General features: G+C 66.0%; 17 protein-coding genes, 2 tRNA genes and 1 riboswitch. Of the genes, 16 read left to right on the forward strand and 3 right to left on the reverse strand.

The window, feature by feature from the left end:
* Window positions 1–12: 12 nt before the first annotated feature.
* The 3 genes from rlmN to HMPREF1249_RS00655 all read right to left on the reverse strand — a co-directional run bounded on the left by rlmN (window position 13) and on the right by HMPREF1249_RS00655 (window position 1367).
* Window positions 13–1071, reverse strand: coding sequence for a 23S rRNA (adenine(2503)-C(2))-methyltransferase RlmN (gene rlmN / locus HMPREF1249_RS00645; protein ID WP_008522294.1), 1059 nt, complete (start codon window positions 1069–1071; stop codon window positions 13–15).
* A 143-nt stretch (window positions 1072–1214) separates the two neighbouring features.
* Window positions 1215–1289: transfer RNA gene (locus HMPREF1249_RS00650), tRNA-Gly, on the reverse strand.
* 1 nt (window position 1290) lies between these two features.
* Window positions 1291–1367: transfer RNA gene (locus HMPREF1249_RS00655), tRNA-Asp, on the reverse strand.
* A gap of 156 nt (window positions 1368–1523) precedes the next feature.
* On the opposite strand from HMPREF1249_RS00655, the gene HMPREF1249_RS00660 reads away from it, so the two are divergent.
* From HMPREF1249_RS00660 to HMPREF1249_RS00740, 16 genes are all read left to right on the forward strand, one after another.
* Complete coding sequence (locus tag HMPREF1249_RS00660; protein ID WP_231286759.1) at window positions 1524–2408, forward strand: YitT family protein; 885 nt, start codon at window positions 1524–1526, stop codon at window positions 2406–2408.
* A gap of 89 nt (window positions 2409–2497) precedes the next feature.
* Window positions 2498–3379 carry a hypothetical protein gene (locus HMPREF1249_RS00665; RefSeq protein WP_008522295.1) on the forward strand — a complete coding sequence of 294 codons (882 nt, stop codon included), beginning with the start codon at window positions 2498–2500 and terminating at the stop codon, window positions 3377–3379.
* The gene (locus HMPREF1249_RS00670) at window positions 3376–5328 is read left to right on the forward strand and encodes an Hsp70 family protein (protein ID WP_008522296.1); all 1953 of its coding nucleotides are present in this window, start codon (window positions 3376–3378) and stop codon (window positions 5326–5328) included. The genes HMPREF1249_RS00665 and HMPREF1249_RS00670 overlap by 4 nt, the downstream gene beginning before the upstream one ends.
* On the forward strand, window positions 5325–5837 hold the full coding sequence (locus HMPREF1249_RS00675; RefSeq protein ID WP_021775653.1) for a cob(I)yrinic acid a,c-diamide adenosyltransferase: 513 nt from the start codon (window positions 5325–5327) through the stop codon (window positions 5835–5837). The genes HMPREF1249_RS00670 and HMPREF1249_RS00675 overlap by 4 nt, the downstream gene beginning before the upstream one ends.
* Before the next feature lie 29 nt (window positions 5838–5866).
* Window positions 5867–6046, forward strand: a riboswitch (cobalamin riboswitch).
* Between the two features lie 112 nt (window positions 6047–6158).
* Window positions 6159–6956, forward strand: a complete 798-nt coding sequence (locus tag HMPREF1249_RS00680) for a sirohydrochlorin cobaltochelatase (protein ID WP_008519983.1) — start codon at window positions 6159–6161, stop codon at window positions 6954–6956.
* A gap of 30 nt (window positions 6957–6986) precedes the next feature.
* Window positions 6987–7673, forward strand: a complete 687-nt coding sequence (locus tag HMPREF1249_RS00685) for a precorrin-2 C(20)-methyltransferase (protein WP_021775635.1) — start codon at window positions 6987–6989, stop codon at window positions 7671–7673.
* Window positions 7674–7705: 32 nt separating this feature from the next.
* The gene (locus HMPREF1249_RS00690) at window positions 7706–8335 is read left to right on the forward strand and encodes a precorrin-8X methylmutase (RefSeq protein ID WP_021775639.1); all 630 of its coding nucleotides are present in this window, start codon (window positions 7706–7708) and stop codon (window positions 8333–8335) included.
* Window positions 8332–9453, forward strand: a complete 1122-nt coding sequence (cbiD, locus tag HMPREF1249_RS00695) for a cobalt-precorrin-5B (C(1))-methyltransferase CbiD (protein ID WP_008522301.1) — start codon at window positions 8332–8334, stop codon at window positions 9451–9453. Before HMPREF1249_RS00690 ends, cbiD begins: the two co-directional genes overlap by 4 nt.
* Window positions 9432–10661, forward strand: coding sequence for a bifunctional cobalt-precorrin-7 (C(5))-methyltransferase/cobalt-precorrin-6B (C(15))-methyltransferase (locus HMPREF1249_RS00700; protein ID WP_021775640.1), 1230 nt, complete (start codon window positions 9432–9434; stop codon window positions 10659–10661). The genes cbiD and HMPREF1249_RS00700 overlap by 22 nt, the downstream gene beginning before the upstream one ends.
* Window positions 10658–11416, forward strand: a complete 759-nt coding sequence (gene cobM, locus HMPREF1249_RS00705) for a precorrin-4 C(11)-methyltransferase (RefSeq protein WP_008522305.1) — start codon at window positions 10658–10660, stop codon at window positions 11414–11416. The genes HMPREF1249_RS00700 and cobM overlap by 4 nt, the downstream gene beginning before the upstream one ends.
* The gene (locus HMPREF1249_RS00710; protein WP_008522307.1) at window positions 11413–12438 is read left to right on the forward strand and encodes a cobalt-precorrin 5A hydrolase; all 1026 of its coding nucleotides are present in this window, start codon (window positions 11413–11415) and stop codon (window positions 12436–12438) included. Before cobM ends, HMPREF1249_RS00710 begins: the two co-directional genes overlap by 4 nt.
* Complete coding sequence (cobJ, locus tag HMPREF1249_RS00715; protein ID WP_008522309.1) at window positions 12435–13172, forward strand: precorrin-3B C(17)-methyltransferase; 738 nt, start codon at window positions 12435–12437, stop codon at window positions 13170–13172. The genes HMPREF1249_RS00710 and cobJ overlap by 4 nt, the downstream gene beginning before the upstream one ends.
* Window positions 13169–15313, forward strand: a complete 2145-nt coding sequence (gene hemC, locus HMPREF1249_RS07765; RefSeq protein ID WP_021775641.1) for a hydroxymethylbilane synthase — start codon at window positions 13169–13171, stop codon at window positions 15311–15313. The genes cobJ and hemC overlap by 4 nt, the downstream gene beginning before the upstream one ends.
* Window positions 15310–16791, forward strand: a complete 1482-nt coding sequence (gene cobA, locus HMPREF1249_RS00730; RefSeq protein WP_021775643.1) for a uroporphyrinogen-III C-methyltransferase — start codon at window positions 15310–15312, stop codon at window positions 16789–16791. The genes hemC and cobA overlap by 4 nt, the downstream gene beginning before the upstream one ends.
* Window positions 16788–17780 (forward strand): porphobilinogen synthase, encoded by a 993-nt coding sequence (gene hemB, locus HMPREF1249_RS00735; RefSeq protein WP_021775658.1) that lies wholly within the window; start codon window positions 16788–16790, stop codon window positions 17778–17780. Before cobA ends, hemB begins: the two co-directional genes overlap by 4 nt.
* Window positions 17777–19096: a cobyrinate a,c-diamide synthase gene (locus tag HMPREF1249_RS00740; RefSeq protein ID WP_008520003.1), complete on the forward strand. Its 1320-nt coding sequence runs from the start codon at window positions 17777–17779 to the stop codon at window positions 19094–19096. The genes hemB and HMPREF1249_RS00740 overlap by 4 nt, the downstream gene beginning before the upstream one ends.
* Window positions 19097–19105: the final 9 nt, after the last annotated feature.

Genomic DNA, 19105 nt, shown 5'->3' on the forward strand with positions numbered 1-19105 from the left:
TTGCGTCTGCCGTTATCTTTTGCGCGTTTCGCGTTCGCCAGGGCGATCCTTCTTTGCCCTCAGCTGACCGCAGGCCGCGTCGATATCGGTCCCTTTTTCCCGACGGACCTCGACTTCCATGCCCAGCTCCCGGAGAATCTTGGCGAACGGCTCAATTCGGCTGGCCGAAGGCCGGGAGAAGCTAGGGATCACCGGGTTGTAGGGGATAAGGTTCACGTACGTCTGCAGGTCTGAGAAAAGCGTCGGCAGCTCGTACGCCAATTCGGGCAGGTCCGTCACTCCCTTGATGAGGACGTATTCGACGGTCAGCCGGACGCCGGTCTTCCCCTGCCAGTACTTGAGCGCGTCCAGCACCTGCGGCAGAGGGTACCGCTCGTTGATCGGCATCAGTCGGCTTCTCAGCTCGTCGTTTGGCGCGTGCAGCGACAGGCACAGGTAAACGCCCAGCCCGCTGTCGGCAAGTTTCCTGATGCCGTCGGCGACGCCGGCTGTTGAAATGGTAACGTGCCGCACTCCCATGCCGCGCATTTTGGGCTCCAGCAGGCAGCGAATCGCCCGTTCGACGTTGACGAAGTTGAGCAGCGGCTCCCCCATGCCCATGAACACCACGTTGCCGATCGGTTTGCCCAAGTCGGCTTCCATGGCTAAGAAGTGCCCGACGATTTCTCCAGCCGTCATGTTGCGCTCAAAGCCGTCTCGTCCGGTGGCGCAGAAGGCGCACTTCAGGGGGCAGCCGACCTGGCTGGACAGACAGGCGGTCAGGTGGTTGCCGTGATCCATCAGCACCGACTCGACCCGCGCGCCGTCTGACAGCTCCCACAGGTATTTTTTCGTCCCGTCGGCGGAAATCTGACGTTCCACCAGAACCGGCGGGACGATCGAAACCCGTTCGGCCAGCGCCGCGCGCAGGTCCTTTGACAGGTTCGTCATGCCGTTCCAGTCGAAAACTTTTTTCTGGTAAATCCACTGGCAGATCTGGTCGGCCACAAATTTTTTGGCGCCGAACTGCTCCTGAATCAGAGTCAGCCACTCGTCGTAGCTGAGCTCAAGCCCCTGAATGCGGTCGCTCATCGTCTTATCCTCCCGACGCGCCGGCTTCCCCCGGCTAGCGCCCTCTTTCGTTATTGTACACCGCCGCGCTGTCTCATAATTGTTCGACGGCCGTTCTTCGACATAAAAAACCCGCTGCCGTCCGGCAGCGGGAAGGGAACGAATGGAGCGGAAGACGGGATTTGAACCCGCGACCCCGACCTTGGCAAGGTCGTGCTCTACCCCTGAGCTACTTCCGCGTGGCGGGGCTGACGAGACTCGAACTCGCGACCTTCGGCGTGACAGGCCGACGCTCTAACCAACTGAGCTACAACCCCAATTTACGAACAGAAACTATATCAGATTCTCAGCCGTCTGACAAGAGGGGCTTTGTAACCTGTACAGGCCAGATTTGGCAGAGTATGATAAAAATAATATTATACGCTGAATACGGCTGGCCGCTGCCTGCCGAGACGGGAGTGGTTTTTTTGAACGTGTTTCAACGCGTGGCGCAGGGATGGCCCAACGAGACGCTGAAGGAAGAACTTCGGACGTTCTTCATCGTCACGTTCGGCAGCCTTCTTTTTGCCCTGTCAGTGACGTTTTTTGTGGTTCCCGCGAAGCTGCCGAGTACAGGCGTCACCGGGATTGCCCTGTTTTTAAAATATCGGTGGGGCTGGTCGCTCGGACTCACGACGGCGCTGATGAACTTGGCGCTCTTTGCCTACGCGTGGAAGGCTCTTTCCAAGCGTTTTCTCTTTTGGTCTGTGTACGCGACGCTGCTCATCTCCGTTTCATTTGAGCTGACGGCGCTGATTCCGCCGCTGGCCATCGACGACCCGATGCTTCTCGTGCTCACCGCCGGGGTCACTCAGGGCATGGCGTTCGCCATGGTGTTTTCGACCGGCGCGTCCACCGGCGGGATGGATATCGTGACTGTGGCGGTCAAGCGGAAAACCGGCATAGAAGTGGGCAGCATTTCCATGATCATCAACATAGCCATTTTAGGGCTGTTCATCTTCGAAGTGCCGATACAGAAGGTCCTGTACGGTCTGGTGATGGTCTATGTGTCCTCTCAGGTGACCAACTCGGACCTTCGGGCGTTCGGCGTCCGCAAGGAGGCCATGATCGTCACGCAGCACGTGGAAATGGTGCGGAAATACATCGTTGAGACCATGCACCGAGGCGTGACGATTTTCGAGGGCAAGGGCGGCTTTGACGGCCGGCCTCGGGCCGTCATGATCAGCTTGCTGTCCAACCGTCAGGCGTTTGCCCTCAAGCAGTTCCTCAAACAGAACGACCCGACGGCGTTCATGAGGCTGTCAGAAGCTGCCGAAGTCCTAGGGACCGGATTCAGGTCTTGGAGAAGCGATATATAGCGGGCCGCAGTCCGGCACGAACTGGAGGCGACGGGGCGGCGGAAGTCTGACCTTCCGCCGCCCTTCCTGTCAAGTGAGGAGCGATGAATATGGTAGAACTGCCCGATCTGAATATTGAAGAGCTGGCCCGTCAGGCCCTTCAGGAGTCGCCGGACGGGAACGGCCGGCTGCGGGCCGCGTGGCGGGCCTGTCGGGCTGAGGTGATGGGCCGTCTCCAAGATCCGGCCCAGCGGGGCGCCATGGCGCGGGGGCTCCGGGCCGTCGATCCGGGCGAAGACCGAGTGATCGGCGGCATCTCTCCAATCGGCGGCGCGCTGTCGGCTGTTTTGGGCAGCATGGCGTTTCGGGGCGGGCTCTCCGTCGTGGGGCGGGTAATCGGCGCCGACTTGTCGATTCTCGCCGTGCCGGCAGCCGTTTTAGGAGGCGCGTTCGGCACGTGGGTTTGTCTGGCTCACGCCGAGGGAAGCCGCAAATCAATCAAAGCCGCGGCCGCGCTCAGCGCCGCGTCGGTTGTCCTGCCGTGGCGGGGCCGGCTGATGAGGGCGGCTTTTGCGGCCTTCAGCGGCGCTCGGCTCTGGGTCACTCGCCCGATGGTTCGGTTCGACGAGGAAGACGCGGTTCAGCGAATTTGTCTGGCAATCCGCGCTGAGCTGACAGCGATCATGAGCGCTGAACTGGCGGGCGTTTTCCAGACCATACCGGGGAAGTTGACGTCGTCGATTCGGGACCTGAGCCGGAGTTCCTCTCAGGACCGGGACGCGGCGGTCGGCGCGCTGCTTGACGCCGCGCGGAGCGAGGGCGTTCAAGGGCTCGACGGTCCGAAAACGTTCTGCTGGGAAGCGGGGAGCGAAGATCTGTACGAGACGTTCGGACTGGTTGAGCCGGGCGATTGGGTCAAAGAGGAGCGTCCGCCCGAAACGGAGCCGTCCGGCGCCGTTCGCCGCGGGCTGGTGAGGAAGGTGAAACGATGACGCGGGGCGTGCTGGCAGTCGATTTAGGCACGAGCAACACGTACATCAGCAAGTGTCCGGACAGCGAGCTGAGCCCGTCCGCGGTGGAGCTGTGGGGCGAGCGGGGTAGCTTGGACACGGCGATTTTGTACCGGCCCGGCGAAGATCCGGTCATCGGTGAGGCCGCCACGTTCGGCTGGGCCGAGGCGTCGCCTCTCCAACGAAAGCGCTGGGAACTTCACAGCCGGTTCAAGCCCGAGCTCGACCGAAGCGCCGACGTGAAAAAATGGGCGGTCGATTTCCTGAAAGGCTTGTTGAGCGGCGGTCGGAAGCGGCACTTGGACATTGACCCGGAGGGGCGGCAGGTCTTTTTCGGCTTTCCCTGTCAGGCGTCGGAGAGCTGGCGCGGCGAGCTGAGAGACGTCGCCAGAAGCGCTGGATTTGGCGAGATCACGCTGCTTGAAGAGCCGCTGGCCGCGCTGGCCGAGGCTTTGGCCGCCGGCGCCTTGAGCCCGTCAGAGGTGCGGAGAAACGTGCTGGTCGTCGACTTCGGCGGCGGCACGTGCGACATGGCGTCGGTCTGCGGCCTGCAGGTGAAGAAGGCGTGGGGGGACTGGCTTTTAGGCGGCCGGCTGTTCGACGACCTGTTCTTCAGCTTGCTGGCCGAGCGGACGGAAGGCGCGTTCGAGCGGTGGGAAGCCGGCGGCGCGTTCGAGTTCGTCCGGCTGTACTGGAGCAAAATCCTGAAAGAGCGGTTCTCTGCCGCGATGGCCGACGACAGGACCAGACGGTGGAGCGGCTCGGCCGGCGAGTACGGGGCGATCCCGTCGCTCGACTGGGACGAGTTTATCGGCCGGTGCCGTCGGTTTACCGCTTCCGGGCCACTTGTTGGGGATGTGCCCGGTTGTCCTGGGAGCGCCGGCGAGTGCGACTTGATCGGCCGGTTTGAAGCGCTGCTCGACGGCGCCGACGAGCCGGAACTGGTGCTCCTTTCGGGCGGTTCCAGCCAGTGGCCGTTCGTGGACGACGCTGTGCGAGTTCGCTTCCCGAGCGCTCGAGTGCTGCGCAGCGATCGGCCCGGCGGGGCCGTCGCCCGCGGGCTGTCCCTGCTTCCGGCCCTCACAGCCCGGCACGAGTCGAGCCGCCGTCAGCTTACCGCCGGATCGGCGGCCTTCGTCAGCCGCACCCTTCGCGGCCCGCTGGCGCAGGTTCGGCAGGAGGCGTCTCATCAGCTGGGAGCCAGCCTGTCCGGTCTGATGATCCGCGAAGCGGTCCGTCCGGCGGTCGAAGAGTACCGAACGGAAGGCGGACCGCTGGCGGAGCTTGAGAAAAAACTGAACGATCGGGTGGAGGGCCTCCGCGGGCAGGCCGACGAAATGGCCCACGCGGCGCTGGGCCGATGGACCGGCGAGGCGGCCAACGTGCTGTCGCTGCTCCTCAAAGAGTGGTTCGCCGAAAACGGCGTCGTCTCGTCGCCCCGACTTGACAAGCCGATCGACTTGGGCGGGGCAGGCGCCGGGGCGGGGCTCCAGTCTCTGGCCGGCAAGTTAGTTCAGCAGGCTCTGTCGCCGCTGTCAAAGTTCGGCACTCTGGCCGTCTCGGCCTTGGGCGCCCTCTTGGGCGGGACTGCCGCCGCGCTCTCGACGGCTGTCGGACCGGCCGGCTGGGCGGTCGGCGGCCTGTTGGCCCTCGGCGGGTGTCTCGCCGGACGTCCGGCCATGGAGCGGTGGATGTCGTCGCTTGACCTGCCGAAGGCCGCGGCCGGGTACCTGCTTTCTGAGGCCCGGGTGAACCGAATGATCGGCCGGCTCCGGGAGCAGGCGGCAGGAGAAATTGACCAAAAACTTTCGGACGCGTGGGCCGCCGGGCTCGACGAGTTTGAAACGCTCGTCAAGCAGGCCGTGGCGTCTGAAATCGCCGGCCTTGACGCGTTCTGCCAGCTCGGTAGGAGGGAGGAAACGACCAAGTGACGCAGGGACTTGTCCAGATTTACACCGGCGACGGCAAAGGCAAGACGACCGCCGCCCTCGGACTGGCCGTTCGGGCGCTTGGCCGAGGCTGGCCGGTGCGGATCATTCAGTTCCTCAAAGGGGTGCGGGCCGGCGAGCACGCCGCGTTCGAGCGGCTTGGCGTTCCCATATCCTTTGTCCCGTCCGACGTCCCGCCGTGGGAAGCTCGCCGGGAGGATCTGGTCGCCTCCTGTGCCAACCAGCTGGCTCAGGCTCGAAAAGCTTTGGCCGAGATGGACCGCGGGCTCGTGGTGCTCGACGAGATCATCGGCGCGTTGAACAAAGAGTACGTGACCCGCTCGGACGTCGAAGCTCTGCTGGCGGCCCGACCGTCAGGCGTCGAACTGGTGATGACCGGACGGGACGCGCCCGACTGGCTCATTGACCGGGCCGGATTGGTCACCCGAATGACGTTGGTTCGCCACCCGTTTTCTCAGGGAGTGCCGGCCCGGGAGGGCATAGAGTTCTAGCTTGACGCTCCTCTGGGGGGATGGGACAATAAAAAGAGAATTTGCAGGATAAAACGCTTCGGGAGCAGTTGGGAAGCCGGTGTAAGTCCGGCGCTGCCCCGCATCTGTGAGCGGGACGACTCCGCAGAGGCCACTGCCGAACGCTCGGCGGGAAGGCGCGGACGAGGACGACCGCCAGCCAGAAGATCGGCCCGGAGCACAGGAGCGCCACCGGCGAGGGATACGGGTGACGGCTTTCGACGCGGCAGCGCCGCGGCGAGCGGGTAGCCTGCCCGCCTGCCGCGGCGTTTTGACGTCAAACGACAGCGGAGGGAACGAACCATGGGAGACAAAGCGCTGCTGGTTGTTTTTTTCGGGACGTCTGTGCACGAGGCGCAGAGCGCCCTTCGCCGCTTCTCCGACGCGGCCAAGAAGTCGGCCGGCGAGGGTTGGAAGGCCGCGGAAGCCTGCACGTCCAACATCATTCGCCGGAAGCTGAAAAAAGAAGGCCTGTCGATTCCCACGCCGCTGGAAGCTCTGGCTCTCCTTCAGGACGAGGGATACAAGCAGGTGTTCGTTCAGCCCGGCCATGTCATTCCCGGCGCCGAGTACGACGACCTGCGAAGCGTCGTCGAGTCGCTGGGGGCGGTACGGGGCAAGTACGGCTTCAAGAAGCTGGGGCTGGGCCGCGCCCTTCTGATGAACGAAAAAGACTGTTCTGACGTCGCCGAGATTATTGGGCGCGTCTGGGAGAAGCGGCTTGCCGCTGACGAGGCATTGATCCTCATGGGACACGGCTCGTCCCACTTGGCCAACGCCCTCTACAGTCAGGTTCAGACCTGCCTGTCCCGCCTGTCGGGCCGGCTGTTCATCGGGGCGGTCGAGGGCTCGCCGACGCTGGACGACGTGCTCGCTCGGCTGAGCGAAAAAGGCTTGAAGAAAGCCGCTCTCGTCCCCTTCATGGTCTCGGCGGGCGACCACGCGCGAAACGACATGGCCGGCCCGGGCGCCAAGTCGTGGAAAAGTGTCCTGCAGGCTCAGGGAATTGAAACGCGGGCGTTCCTTGAAGGGTTCGGGGACACGGAAGAGTTCCTGAACTACTTCGGCGGCCGTGTGGCTCAGGACATCGAACGGTTTTAGGCGAACCAGCGGAGTCTCAGGAGGGAAAAGATGAATTTTTACGTGGTGGGCGTCGGCCCCGGCGACCCAGATCTGATCACGCTGGCGGCGCTTCGAACTCTTCGGGAAGCCGGGCTGATAGTCGTTCCCCTGTCCGCTCCCGGCAAGGAGAGCGAGGCCGAGCGGATCGTCCGGCGTCACCTGCCGGACGCGCCGATCCTTCAAATCGTCTTCCCGATGGTCCGGGACGAGGCCCGGCGTGACGCGGAGCTTCGAGCCCAACTGGAAACATGCCGAGGCCGCTGGAAGAGCGTCCCGTCGGTCGTTATGCCGGTCATCGGCGACTCGGCGCTGTACGCGACCGCGTTTTGGCTGGCCAAGGCGTGGTCGCAGCTGACGGACGTTCAGCTTCAGCTCGTTCCCGGCGTGTCGGCCCACTCGCTGGCTTGCTGTCTGACCGGCCAGTTTCTGGCCATGGGCGACGACGTTTTCTCGGTCATCCCCGGCACGGCGGCGGAAGAGCGGATAACCGAAGCCCTGCGGGCTTGTGACTGCGCCGCGCTGTACAAGCCCAGCGCGCTCAAAGGCCGGCTGAGGGAGATCGTGGCTTCCGCCGGGCCGTGGCGGCAGGTTATTCGGGTTGACCGAGCCGGCCTTGACGGCCAGAAAATCGTCTCCGGGCCGGAAGCCCTTGACGAGGCGTCGGAGTACCTGTCTACCCTGCTTTTGTGGCGGTAACCGCCCGAACCGGCGAGAAAGGGGGAGCGGCCGTGATTCAATTTTTGCCGCCTGACGCGATCGAGCGCCGAAGTTTTGAAATCATTCTGGAGGAAATGGGCGACCGGGCCAAGCTGATTCCAGCCGACCAGCTGCCGCTTTTTCAGCGGGTCATTCACACGTCCGCCGACTTCGACTACTTGGATAACCTGTTCGTCTCGCCCGACGCCGTCAGCTCGGGCCGAAGGGCCCTGTCGAGCGGCGCGACGGTGGTGACTGACACCAACATGGCAAAAAGCGGCATATCCTCTCACGCGATGAACCTGCTGGGCTGCAAAGTTGTCTGCCGAATGGCCGACCCGGACGTGGCGCGGGAGGCGAAAGAACGGGGAGTCACCCGGGCCGTCGTGTCCATGGAACGGGCCGCGCGCGAGACGCCGGAAGCCATTTTTGCTATCGGCAACGCCCCGACGGCGCTCGTCGAGCTGTGTCGGCTCGTTCAGGCCGGGCAGGTCCGCCCGGCGCTCCTTATCGGCGTGCCGGTCGGGTTCGTGAACGTGGTCGAGTCCAAGGAAATGGCCAAGGCTCTGGACGTGCCGCGCATCATTGCCATGGGCCGCAAGGGCGGCTCCAACGTGGCGGCGGCTATCGTCAACGCTCTGGCCTACGGACTGACTCGATGAGAGCCGAGCGGGTTCTGCGCGAGGGCGTGACGACCGGAAGCTGCGCGGCGGCGGCCGCGGCGGCGGCCGCTTTTTTTATCCGGGACGGGCGGATCGTCGACTCGGTCACGGTGGACGCCCCGGCGCGGAAGTTGTCCGTCGACGTGGCGTGGGTTCGAGCCTGCCCGGGCGGCGCTGAAGCGGGCGTCGTCAAAGACGGCGGCGACGACCCGGACGTGACGAGCGGCCTGACCGTCCAGAGCCGGGTGCGTCCCCGAACGGACGGTCAGGTGACGTTCTGCGCCGGCGCTGGCGTGGGGACCGTCACAGGCCCGGGCCTGAAAGTTCAGCCGGGCCAGCCGGCCATCAACCCGGTTCCTCGGCAGATGATCGCCCAAGCGGTCCTTGAAGTGCTGCCCCGCGGCGCCGACGTTACAGTCTCGATTCCCGGCGGCGAAACGGTGGCGGGGTGCACCTACAACCCGCGGCTTGGAATCGTCGGCGGGCTTTCCGTGCTGGGGACGTCGGGCATCGTCCGCCCGATGAGCGAAGAGGCGCTGAAAGCCACCTTCAAGGCGGACTTGGACGTCAAAGCCGCCAAAGGCCGGCGGCGTTTTGTCTTCGTCTTCGGCAACATGGGCGAGGAGATGACTCAGAAGCTGCTGAAGCTCGGCCCGTCCAGCACGGTCCAGATGGGCAACGAGGTCGGGTTCATGTTGCGGGAAGCCCGCCGGCTGGAAGTGACCGGCCTCATACTGGCCGGTCACTCGGGCAAGATGATTAAGCTGTCCGCCGGGATATTCCAGACTCACAGCCGGGTTGCCGACGGGCGAATGGAAACGCTCTGCGCCCTCGCGGCGCTCGAAGGCGCGCCCTTGCCGGTATTGAACGACATCTACGCGGCCACGACGACCGAAGCGGTCCGGGAGATCCTCTGCCGGGCCGGCTTGGAGTCGGTCTGGGGCCGGGCGGCGCTGGCGGCCCAGAAAAAAGCGGCGGCGTACCTGTGGGGCGACGTGCGGATAGAGACGGCATTCCTCGACAACGACGGCCAGCTGCTCGGCGCGTCGGCGGGACTGGAAGAGCTGGCGTCAGAGATCAGGGAGGACGAGGCGGTATGGGAAAACTCTTTGTCATAGGGGCCGGGCCGGGAAACCCCGGCGGCGTTCCCCTCAGGTGCCTTGAGCTGGCCCGTTCTCTGCCGAAAGTCTACGCGTTTGACAGGCCGCGCCGTCTCCTGTCGGGCCTGCTGGGCCGGCCGGTCGAGCCGTTCGGCCCGAAACTTGACCCGTCCCTCGACGAGCTGGAATGGGCGCTGGCCGAAGGGGACGTCGGTTTGTTAGTCACAGGGGACCCGTGCCTGTTCAGCCTGCTTGACCGGCTCCGAAAACGGTTCGGCCCGGACGCGATGGAAGTTCTGCCCGCTTCCGGCGCCCTTCAAAGCCTGTTCGCCAAGCTGAAAGAGCCTTGGGAAGGGGCGGTTGTTCTGAGCGGCCACGGCCGGGATCTGACCGGCGAACGGCTGGCCGGGACTGTGAAGGCCAACCGGCTGACGGTCCTGTTCTGCGACAAAGACCACACGCCCGCGTGGGCGTGCCGTGTTCTGGAAGAGTTCGGCCTCGGCGGCGTCTCTGCCGCCGCCGGGGAGCGGCTGGACCACGACGACGAACGGATAGCTTCGGGGGCCGCGCGGGACTTGGCTGACCTGCCGTTTGGCGGCATGTCGGTCGCCCGGTTCCTCAACGGCTCGCCGTCCGGCCGCTTTTGGCCGGGGCTGAAAGACGAGAGCTTCACCCGCGGCCACGTGCCGATGACAAAGCGGTTTGTCCGGGCGCAGATTTTGTCGCTCCTCGCGCCCCAGCCGGGCGACGTGCTGTGGGATGTCGGGGCCGGAACAGGCTCGGTCTCGGTTGAGCTGGCTTTGGCAGCGCCGGAAGGGATCGTCTGGGCGGTCGAGCGCGAGCCGGAGGGGATTGAACTCATCAGGGCGAACGCCGCGGCTCTCCGCGCCTACAACGTCAAAGTCGTCGCTGGGACAGCGCCCGAGGCCTTAGAGGCCCTTCCGTCGCCCGATCGGGTCTTCGTCGGCGGCTCGTCGGGAAATCTGGACGAGATTTTACAGGCCGTCGCCGCTCGGGGCGCCGGAATTTCTGTGGTCGTCTCGTCGGCCACCATCGAGACGTCGGCGCAGGCGGCCCGATGTCTCGTGCCGCCGCTTTTCGTCGGCGCGGAAGCCGTCACGCTGACGGTGACGGAACACCAGAAGATCGGCCGAGTTCACCTGAATCGGGCGCAGAATCCTGTGACCCTGTGGTACGCGGTCACGGCGGAGGAGACGGGGAAATGATTCATTTTGTCGGAGCCGGCCCAGGCGCCGTTGACCTCATCACGGTCCGGGGCGCCGAGCTGCTGAAGCGGGCGTCAACGGTCGTCTACGCCGGGTCGTTAGTCAACCCGGCGCTGCTGTCGTTCTGCCCGCCGTCCTGCGTCGTTCTCGACAGCGCGTCCATGAGCTTGGACGAAATTATTCTCGCGCTGCAGGAAGGCGAAGCCCGGGGCGGCGTCACGGTCAGGCTTCACACCGGCGACCCGTGCCTGTGGGGAGCCATTCGGGAGCAGATGGACCGGCTGGACGAGCTGGGAATTTCCTACGACGTCGTTCCCGGCGTCAGTTCGTTCTGTGCCGCGTCCGCCGCGCTTCGGGCCGAGCTGACCCGGCCGGGCGTCAGCCAGTCGGTGATACTGGCCCGGCAGGCGGGCAGAACGCCCGTGCCGGACGGCCAGAGGCTCAGCGACTTAGCGAGGTGCGGTTCTACGATGGTGCTGTTCCTCTCGGCCGGTCTGGTTAAAGAGGCCGTTCAGGAGCTTCTTGACGCCGGGCTACCCGGCTCGACTCCCGCTTGCGCGGTCTACAAGGCCAGCTGGCCCGACGAGCGGACGGCCGAAACGACGCTGGACGATCTGGCTGGTGAGATGGCCCGCCTCGGCATGACAAAAACGACGATGATTCTGGTAGGCGGCGCCCTGTCGCGGGCGCCTGTCCAGACGTCTCTGCTGTACGACCGGTCGTTCGGCCACGGCTATAGGAAGTCAGAAGAGTGAACGCGGGGATCGTGGCGTTCAGCGCCGCCGGCGTCGCCTTGGGCCGTCGGATCGCCGGACTCTTTGAGTCCTGGGGGTGGAGCGTTTCCCTCTCGGCCCCGGCCCGGCTGGCCGGGGAAGGCGTGACCGCCGTCGAAAGCTCTTCCGGCTGGGCGAAGGAGCACTTCAACTCCTGCCGCTGCTTGGTGGTCGTCGGCTCCTGCGGCTTGGCCGTTCGGCTGGTCGCGCCGCACCTGCGAAGCAAAACGACGGACCCGGCCGTGCTGGTCGCTGACGACGGCGGCCGGTTTGTCGTGTCGCTTCTTTCCGGGCATCTGGGCGGCGCAAACCGGCTGGCGGCTCGAGTGGCCGACGCGCTGGGCGGGGCAGCGGTCGTGACGACGGCCACCGACGGCCGGGGCCTGACGGCTATCGACACATGGGCGGCGGATCGGGGATTGAGGATAGAAAACCCGCCGCTGATCGCGCCGGTCTCGGCGCTGCTTTTGGACGGCGGCGCCCCCGGCTGGTGGAGCGACGAGGACATCGAAGTCCCCGACGGTTTCGAGGCCCGGGCCGAAGGCCCGGTCGGCGCCGCGTGCAGCGCGCGGATCCTCTCGGATCCTTTTGAGCGGACCCTGTGGCTCAGGCCGCCGGTTCTGTCCCTCGGCGTGGGGTGCCGCCGGGGCGTCTCGTTTCAGGCCCTGAAAGCCGAGCTGGAGCGTTTCGCGTCGGCGGTCCGCTGGTCCGTTCGGTCGATCGTCCGGGTGGCTTCGGTCGACCTCAAAAAGAACGAGCCCGGCTTATTGGCTCTGGCCGAAAGCCTTTCAGCCGCGCCGCAGTTTTTCTCGGCCGACGGGCTGATGGCCCTGCTGGGGAATTTCAGCCGATCGGAATGGGTTATATCAAACGTCGGAGTTGATTGCGTCTGTGAGCGCGCCGCCATGGCGGTCAGCGGCGGCGGGCGTCTTGTCGAGGGCAAGTGGAAAGGCTCAGGGGTCACGTTTGCCTTGGCCCGCCTTGGAGGGGAGGACAGTCGGTGAGCGGATTGGTACGAGTTCTTGGGCTGGGGCCCGGAACGCTTGACGAGTGCACGCCCCGGGCTCTGGCGGCCATGGAGGAAGCGGACGTCCTAGTGGGGTACTCGACCTACATTGATTTAGTCAGGGAGCGGTTCCCCCACAAGCCCACCGAGTCGACCGGCATGACGCTGGAAGTGGAGCGGTGCCGACGGGCCGTCGAGCTGGCGCGAAGCGGAAAGAACGTGGCGGTCGTGTGCAGCGGGGACCCGGGCGTTTACGGCATGGCCGGGCTCGTTCTCCAGCTGTGCGGCACTTCTGGCCCGGAGGTGGAGATCATACCGGGCGTCACCGCCGCCTGTTCGGCCGCCGCTCGCTTGGGCGCGCCGTTGGGGCACGACTTCGCGGTGGTGAGCCTGAGCGATCGGCTCACGCCGTGGAGCCTGATCGAGCGGCGGCTCGACGCGGCCGCGGCCGCGGACTTTATCCTGTGTCTGTACAACCCGGCCAGCCGCGGCCGGCCTGACGTGCTGCGCTTGGCCTGCGACAGGCTGTTAATCTGCCGAAGCGGCGAAACGCCTGCCGGGTGGGTCAGGAACATCGGCCGCCCGGGCGAGTCGGTTCACGTCGGGACGCTGGAACAGCTTCGCTGTCAGACCCTCGACATGTTCACCACCGTGATTATCGGCAACTCGCAGACCAAGCGGCTGAACGGCCGGCTCGTCACGCCGAGAGGATACCGGGAGGCGGAAGCATGAGACGAATTTGGCTGATCGGCGGCACGTCGGACGCCAAAAATCTGGCCGACATCTTGGTCGCCGAGGGCTTTTCACTGCTGGCCACGGTCGCCACGCCGGAAGGGCTTTCGTTCTGGGGCGAGCGACCGGGCCTTGAGGTGAGGGCCGGGCGGCTTGATGAGGCCGCCATGGAAGGCCTGCTGGCTCAGGAAAAGTTTTTGGCGGTCGTCGACGGTTCCCACCCCTACGCCCAACAGGTGACCGCCTGCGCTCGAGAGGCGTCGCGCCGCGCGGGCGTGCCGTTCTTTCGCCTCGGTCGGGCGGCGACCCCTTTGCCGGCTGGCGCGAAGGTGTTCCCGACTGCCGCTCTGGCGGCGGAGTTTTTGGCAAACACGTCGGGGAAAATATTCCTGACCGTGGGCAGCAAGGAGCTCGAGCCGTTCGCCGCGCTGCGCGGCGCCGGCGAGCGGCTGACCGTCAGAATCCTGCCGGCGCTCGCGTCGCTTGAAAAGTGCTTCGCCCTCGGGCTGGGGCCGGCGAACGTCATCGCCATGACCGGGCCGTTCTCTCAGGCGACCAACGAGCTTCAGCTCAAAGAAAGCGGCGCCGCGTGGCTGGTGACAAAAGACGGCGGCGCGGCGGGCGGCGCGCCTGAGAAGGTCGCAGCCGCCGAGGCGCTGGGTGTGGGGCTCGTCGTGATCTCTCGCCCCCTTGAGGGGGACGAGGCGGTTGACGCCGGACGAATTGTCCAGTCGCTGAAAAATATCACCGGCGGCGAGCTTACCGCCCCGGCGCGGGAGGACGTGCCGGAGCAGAAGGCGCTCGTGCCGCTGTTTTTTGACCTGAACGATGGCTTTGTCCTCTTGGCCGGCGGCGGCCCGGTGGCGGCTCGGCGGGCCAGAGCGCTGCTCTCCTGTGGCGTTCGGGTTCTCATGGTCGCGCCGGAGCTGTGCGCCGCGTCAAAGCAGCTTTCCGGCCGCGACGGCTTTACCTGGTGCGCGCGCCAGTGGCAGGAAAGCGACTGTCACGGCGCGACGGTTGTGCTGGCGGCGACCGACGACCCGTCGATCAACGGGCGAATCGTCCAGACGGCCCGGCGGCTCGGCATACCGGTCAACCGGGCGGACAGCCGGCAGGGGAACGACTTCGTCTTTCCCGCGGTCGTCAGGCTCGGCAGCGACGTAGCGGCCCTTTCGACCAGTAGCCTGTCGCCGGCCCGCACGGCCAAGCTGGCGGCTCGCCTTCGAGCCGCATGGCCTCAGATGTGCCGGGACGTGCCGCTCGGCCGGCCTCTTCGGCTGGCCAGCCGGGAAAGCGAGCTGGCCATGGCTCAGAGCCGGCTCGTGGCCGAACGCCTGCACGAGGCGACCGGGTTTGACGTGGAGATTATCCCGTTCCGAACCAGAGGCGACGCGGTGGCCGACCGGCGGCTTGAGTCGGCTGGCGGCAAGGGCCTTTTTGTCAAGGAGCTGGAGCGGGCTATTTTGTCAGGGCAGGCGGACTTGGCCGTCCACAGCCTGAAGGACATGCCGTCGTCCTGCCCGGACGGGCTGGCGTTTGCCGCCCTAATGGACCGGCAGACCGCGTTCGACTGTCTGGTGCTTCGGCCCGGCCTGACTGGCCGTCCCGTCAGAATCGGCACGTCCAGCGCCCGGCGGATCGCCCAAGGGCGGGCGCTCTTTTCGGACGCCCAGTTCGTCCCATTGAGGGGCAACCTGCGGACCCGGCTGTCCAAACTGGACGGCGGTGAGTTTGACGCGCTGATACTGGCCGAAGCCGGTCTCAGGCGGCTGGGCCTCCAAGAGCGGGTGAGCCGGGTCTTTTCGCCCGATCAAATGATCCCGTCGGCCGGACAGGGGACGCTGGCCGTTCAGTGTCCCTTCGACGGTCCTGTGTTTGACCTAGTCTCCCAGCTCGACGAGCCGGCCGTGAGAACTTGCTGCTTGGCCGAGCGGGCCTTCATCGACCGACTGAACGGTGGCTGCACCGCGCCGCATGGCGCGTACGCGCGAGTGGACGGAGAAACGATCGAGATGATCGGCCTGTACGTGCGGCCTGACGGGAAGACGCTTTCAGGGAAAATTTCCGGCCCGGCCGCCGACGGCCCCTCTTTGGCGGCCGAGCTGGCCGACCGGCTCAAACGCCGGGGAGACGGACTGTGACCGGCGCCGTGTGGCTTGTGGGCGCCGGCCCCGGGGATCCGGGGCTGCTGACCCGCCGCGGCGCCGACCTGCTGTCCCGGGCCGACGCGGTCGTCTTCGACCGGCTCGTCTCGCCTGAGATCCTCGAGCTCGCCCGTCCGGACGCGGAGTTGATCGACGTGGGAAAGAGCAGCGGCAGCCACCCGGTGCCGCAGGAAGAGATCAACGGCATTCTGGTTCGTCTGGCTCAAGAGGGAAAGGCCGTCGTCCGGCTCAAAGGCGGCGATCCCTACCTGTTCGGCCGGGGCGGCGAAGAGTTCAGTCACCTGACGTCCTGCGGCGTGCCTGTGGGCGTCGTGCCGGGAATAACGTCCGCGTTCGGCGCGGCCGCCTGCGGGGGAATCCCGGTGACGCACCGGGACTTCGCCTCGTCTGTGACGGTGATTACCTGCCACGCCAAGCGGGGAAGCAGCTGGAAGCCAGACTGGAAGGCCTTGGCGGCGGTCGGCGGCACGCTCGTGTTCCTCATGGGGACGAGCGCGTTGGAAGAAATCGCCGAGGGTCTGATCGGCGCGGGGTTGGACGAATCGACCCCGGCGGCGGTCGTGGAGCGCGGCGGCATGAAAGGGGAGCGGACGGTTCGAGGGACGCTTGGCTCAATTGCCGGTCTGGCCCGGTCCGCCGGCGTCGCCTCGCCGGCTCTTGCCGTCGTCGGCGGCGTCGCGTCGCTGAACTTAGATTTTTCAGACATGCTGCCCTTGAAGGACCTGACCGTCGTCGTGACCCGCGGCGCCTCCGACGCGCCGCGCTTTGCCGGAACTTTAGCCCGCTGGGGCGCTCGGGTTCTCGTCCGGCCGTCCATCGACCCGCGGGCTGATTTCTCGTCTCCTGCCTTATCGGACTTCAGGCCGGGACAGCACGAGTGGCTCGTCTTTACGAGCGCTCACGGCGTGGAGTTCTTCTTCCAGTGGCTGGCCCAAAAGGGCTGGGACGTGAGGGCCTTTGCCGGCGCGAAAATCGCCGCCGTCGGCCCGGCGACGGCCCGGGAACTGGAAGCCCGTGGCCTCATCGTGGACTTAGTGCCCGACGTTTTCGACAGCGCCCATCTGGCGGAGGCCTTAGCCGCGCGGAAAACTTCCAGCGCCGCGGCGTTTCGCGCGTGGGAGGCGACGGACGTCTTGAGCCGAGAAATGGCCCGGTCGGGATGTCGGCTTGACGAGTACCCGCTGTACCGAAACGAGATGGACGGCGGAGAGGTCGGCAGCCTGAGCGCCGACTGGGTGACCTTTGCCAGCCCGTCGGCCGTCCGCGGGTTCGTCAGGCGATGGAAGGCCCCGGGAGCCCGGGCGCTCTGCATCGGACCGACGACCGCTGAGGAAGCTCAAAAGCTCGGGTTTCAGACCGTCACGGCTCGTCAGGCCAGCTTTGAGAGCATGACGGCGGCGCTGTTGGAACTGGCGCGAAGCGAAAAAGCCGCGCAAAAGGAGAGAGCGAATTGAACAACAGACCAAGACGGCTGCGCCGGACGGCTCAGCTGAGAAACCTCGTCGCCGAGACGAGAGTTTCAAAAGACAGCCTCATCTACCCGCTGTTTGTGACCGCCAAGCGGGACGCCAAGGACGAAATCAGCGCCATGCCCGGCCAGTACCACTGGGGCGTGGACAGGCTGCCCGAACTGCTCGACCGACTGGCGGCTCTGGGCGTGAAGTCCCTGCTGTTCTTCGGCCTGCCCGACCACAAAGACGAGATCGGCTCGTCCTCATGGGACGAGAACGGGCCGGTTCAGCAGGCCCTTCGGTGCGCCCGGTTCCGTCACCCGGAAATGACCCTGATCGCCGACGTGTGCCTTTGCGAGTACACGTCTCACGGCCACTGCGGCTGTCTGAAACAGGACGACCGGGGAAGTTGGACGGTGGACAACGACGCCACGCTGCCGCTGCTCGCTCGAGCGGCCCTTTCCCTGCTGGACGCCGGAGCTGACGCGGCGGCCCCGTCCGACATGATGGACGGCCGAGTCGCGGCGCTCCGTCAGGAAATGGACCGTCAGGGATTTCTCGACCGGGCTATCTTCTCCTACGCGGCCAAGTTCGCCTCGTCGTTCTACGGCCCGTTCCGTCAGGCCGCCGGCTCCGCGCCCGCCGTCGGGGACCGCAAAAGCTACCAGATGGACCCGCGCAACGGCCGGGAAGCCATCAAGGAAGCTCTGCTCGACGAGGACGAAGGCGCCGACGTTCTCATTGTCAAGCCCGGTTTGGCTTATTTGGACGTCGTCGCCCGGTTGAGGGCGCGCACCGACCTGCCGATCGCCAGCTACTGGGTAAGCGGCGAGTACAGCATGATCAAAGCGGCCGCGGCTCGCGGCTGGATTGACGAGCGGGCTGTGACCTGCGAAGCGGCGACGAGCATTATCCGCGCCGGCGCGGGAATGATCATCACCTACAGCGCGCCCGAGCTGGCCGGCTGGATTGACGAGGGATTCCTCCGTTGACCGGCCGCCTGCTGATCGCCGCGCCCTTCTCCGGGACCGGCAAGACAACCGCCGTCATGGCCCTGCTTGCGGCGCTGGCCCGCCGCGGCGTTACGGCTCAGCCGTTCAAGTCCGGCCCGGACTTCATCGACCCGCGGCTTCACGAGCTGGCGATGTCCCGGCGGAGCCATAACCTAGACATTTGGCTGCTGGGCGCGGACGCCGTTCGGGCGCTCGTCGCCCGGAGTTGTCAGGACGCCGACCTTGGAATCATCGAAGGCGCCATGGGCCTGTACGACGGCCTCGGCTCGACCGACCGGCTCAGCGCCGCCCAACTGGCCCGCGAAACCGAAACGCCGGTCGTCCTGCTCGTGCCGTCTCGGGGAATCAGCCGATCGGCCGCCGCGCTGGTGAAAGGGTTCGTCTCGTTCTGGAATCCGCCGGTCGTTCGCGGCATCATCTTCACCCGAACCGGCGGCCCGTCTCACGCCGAGCTGCTGAAAAAAGCGTGCTCCGACTGCGGCGTGCCTGCCCTAGGATATCTGCCGGAACTGCCCGACTGCCGGCTCAAAGACGGGCAGCTCGGGCTCGTCTGTCCCGACGCTTCCGCTTCACGCGCCCTGATCGGGCGGCTTGCCGAAGCGGCGCAGGAGTGTATCGACTGGCCGGCGCTGCTTTCGGTTGCCCAGACGGCCCGACCGCTCGCGGAAGCCGGCCCGGCCTTTCGGCCGAGCCCCGTTCCCCTTCGGATCGGGCTGGCCCGCGACGAAGCGTTTGACGCCGATTACCCCGCCGCGTTGACCGAACTGGAACGGGCCGGCGTGAGTTGGGTCCCGTTCTCCCCGATGAACGACGCCCGCCTGCCCGACGATTTAAACGGCCTGTGGATTCGCGGCGGCGGAACGTTTGACCCTATCAGCAAAGTCAGCGCCAACCGCTCATTGGCCGCCGACCTGTCGAGCCGAGTGCGGGCCGGCCTACCGCTGTGGGCCGAAGGGCTGGGCGCGGCCTGTTTGGCCGAAAACGCTAGGACTGACGGCCGGCTGCTCCCGCTGTGGGGGGTCCTGCCCGGGACGGTCTATCGGACCGACCGTCGCGCCGGGTTTGGGTACGTCACGTTGGAGATGGACGGGCGGACGGTCCCGGCCCACGAGTATCGATACTGGGAGTGGGAGGAGCCGCAGGCCAACGTCTGGGCCGTCAAAGCGTCGAACGGCTCCCGCTGGCCCGGCGGGTTCGTCCGGGAAGGGCTCGTCGCCCTTTTCGGGCACACGCACCCGCTCGGCGCGTCCCTCATGGTCGAAGACTTCCTTCGGACCTGCGCCGCGTTCCGCTGACGAAAAGGA

The sequence above is a fragment of the Jonquetella sp. BV3C21 genome, from assembly GCF_000468895.1.
GTDB lineage: Bacteria > Synergistota > Synergistia > Synergistales > Dethiosulfovibrionaceae > Jonquetella > Jonquetella anthropi.

Excerpts from the sequence above, each read along its gene's own strand:
- hemC (WP_021775641.1), top strand. The coding sequence starts at position 13,169 with ATGAGACGAATTTGGCTGATCGGCGGCACGTCGGACGCCAAAAATCTG.
- HMPREF1249_RS00670 (WP_008522296.1), top strand. The coding sequence starts at position 3,376 with ATGACGCGGGGCGTGCTGGCAGTCGATTTAGGCACGAGCAACACGTAC.
- HMPREF1249_RS00680 (WP_008519983.1), top strand. The coding sequence starts at position 6,159 with ATGGGAGACAAAGCGCTGCTGGTTGTTTTTTTCGGGACGTCTGTGCAC.
- HMPREF1249_RS00665 (WP_008522295.1), top strand. The coding sequence starts at position 2,498 with ATGGTAGAACTGCCCGATCTGAATATTGAAGAGCTGGCCCGTCAGGCC.
- HMPREF1249_RS00685 (WP_021775635.1), top strand. The coding sequence starts at position 6,987 with ATGAATTTTTACGTGGTGGGCGTCGGCCCCGGCGACCCAGATCTGATC.
- HMPREF1249_RS00700 (WP_021775640.1), top strand. The coding sequence starts at position 9,432 with ATGGGAAAACTCTTTGTCATAGGGGCCGGGCCGGGAAACCCCGGCGGC.
- cbiD (WP_008522301.1), top strand. The coding sequence starts at position 8,332 with ATGAGAGCCGAGCGGGTTCTGCGCGAGGGCGTGACGACCGGAAGCTGC.
- cobM (WP_008522305.1), top strand. The coding sequence starts at position 10,658 with ATGATTCATTTTGTCGGAGCCGGCCCAGGCGCCGTTGACCTCATCACG.
- rlmN (WP_008522294.1), bottom strand. The coding sequence starts at position 1,071 with ATGAGCGACCGCATTCAGGGGCTTGAGCTCAGCTACGACGAGTGGCTG.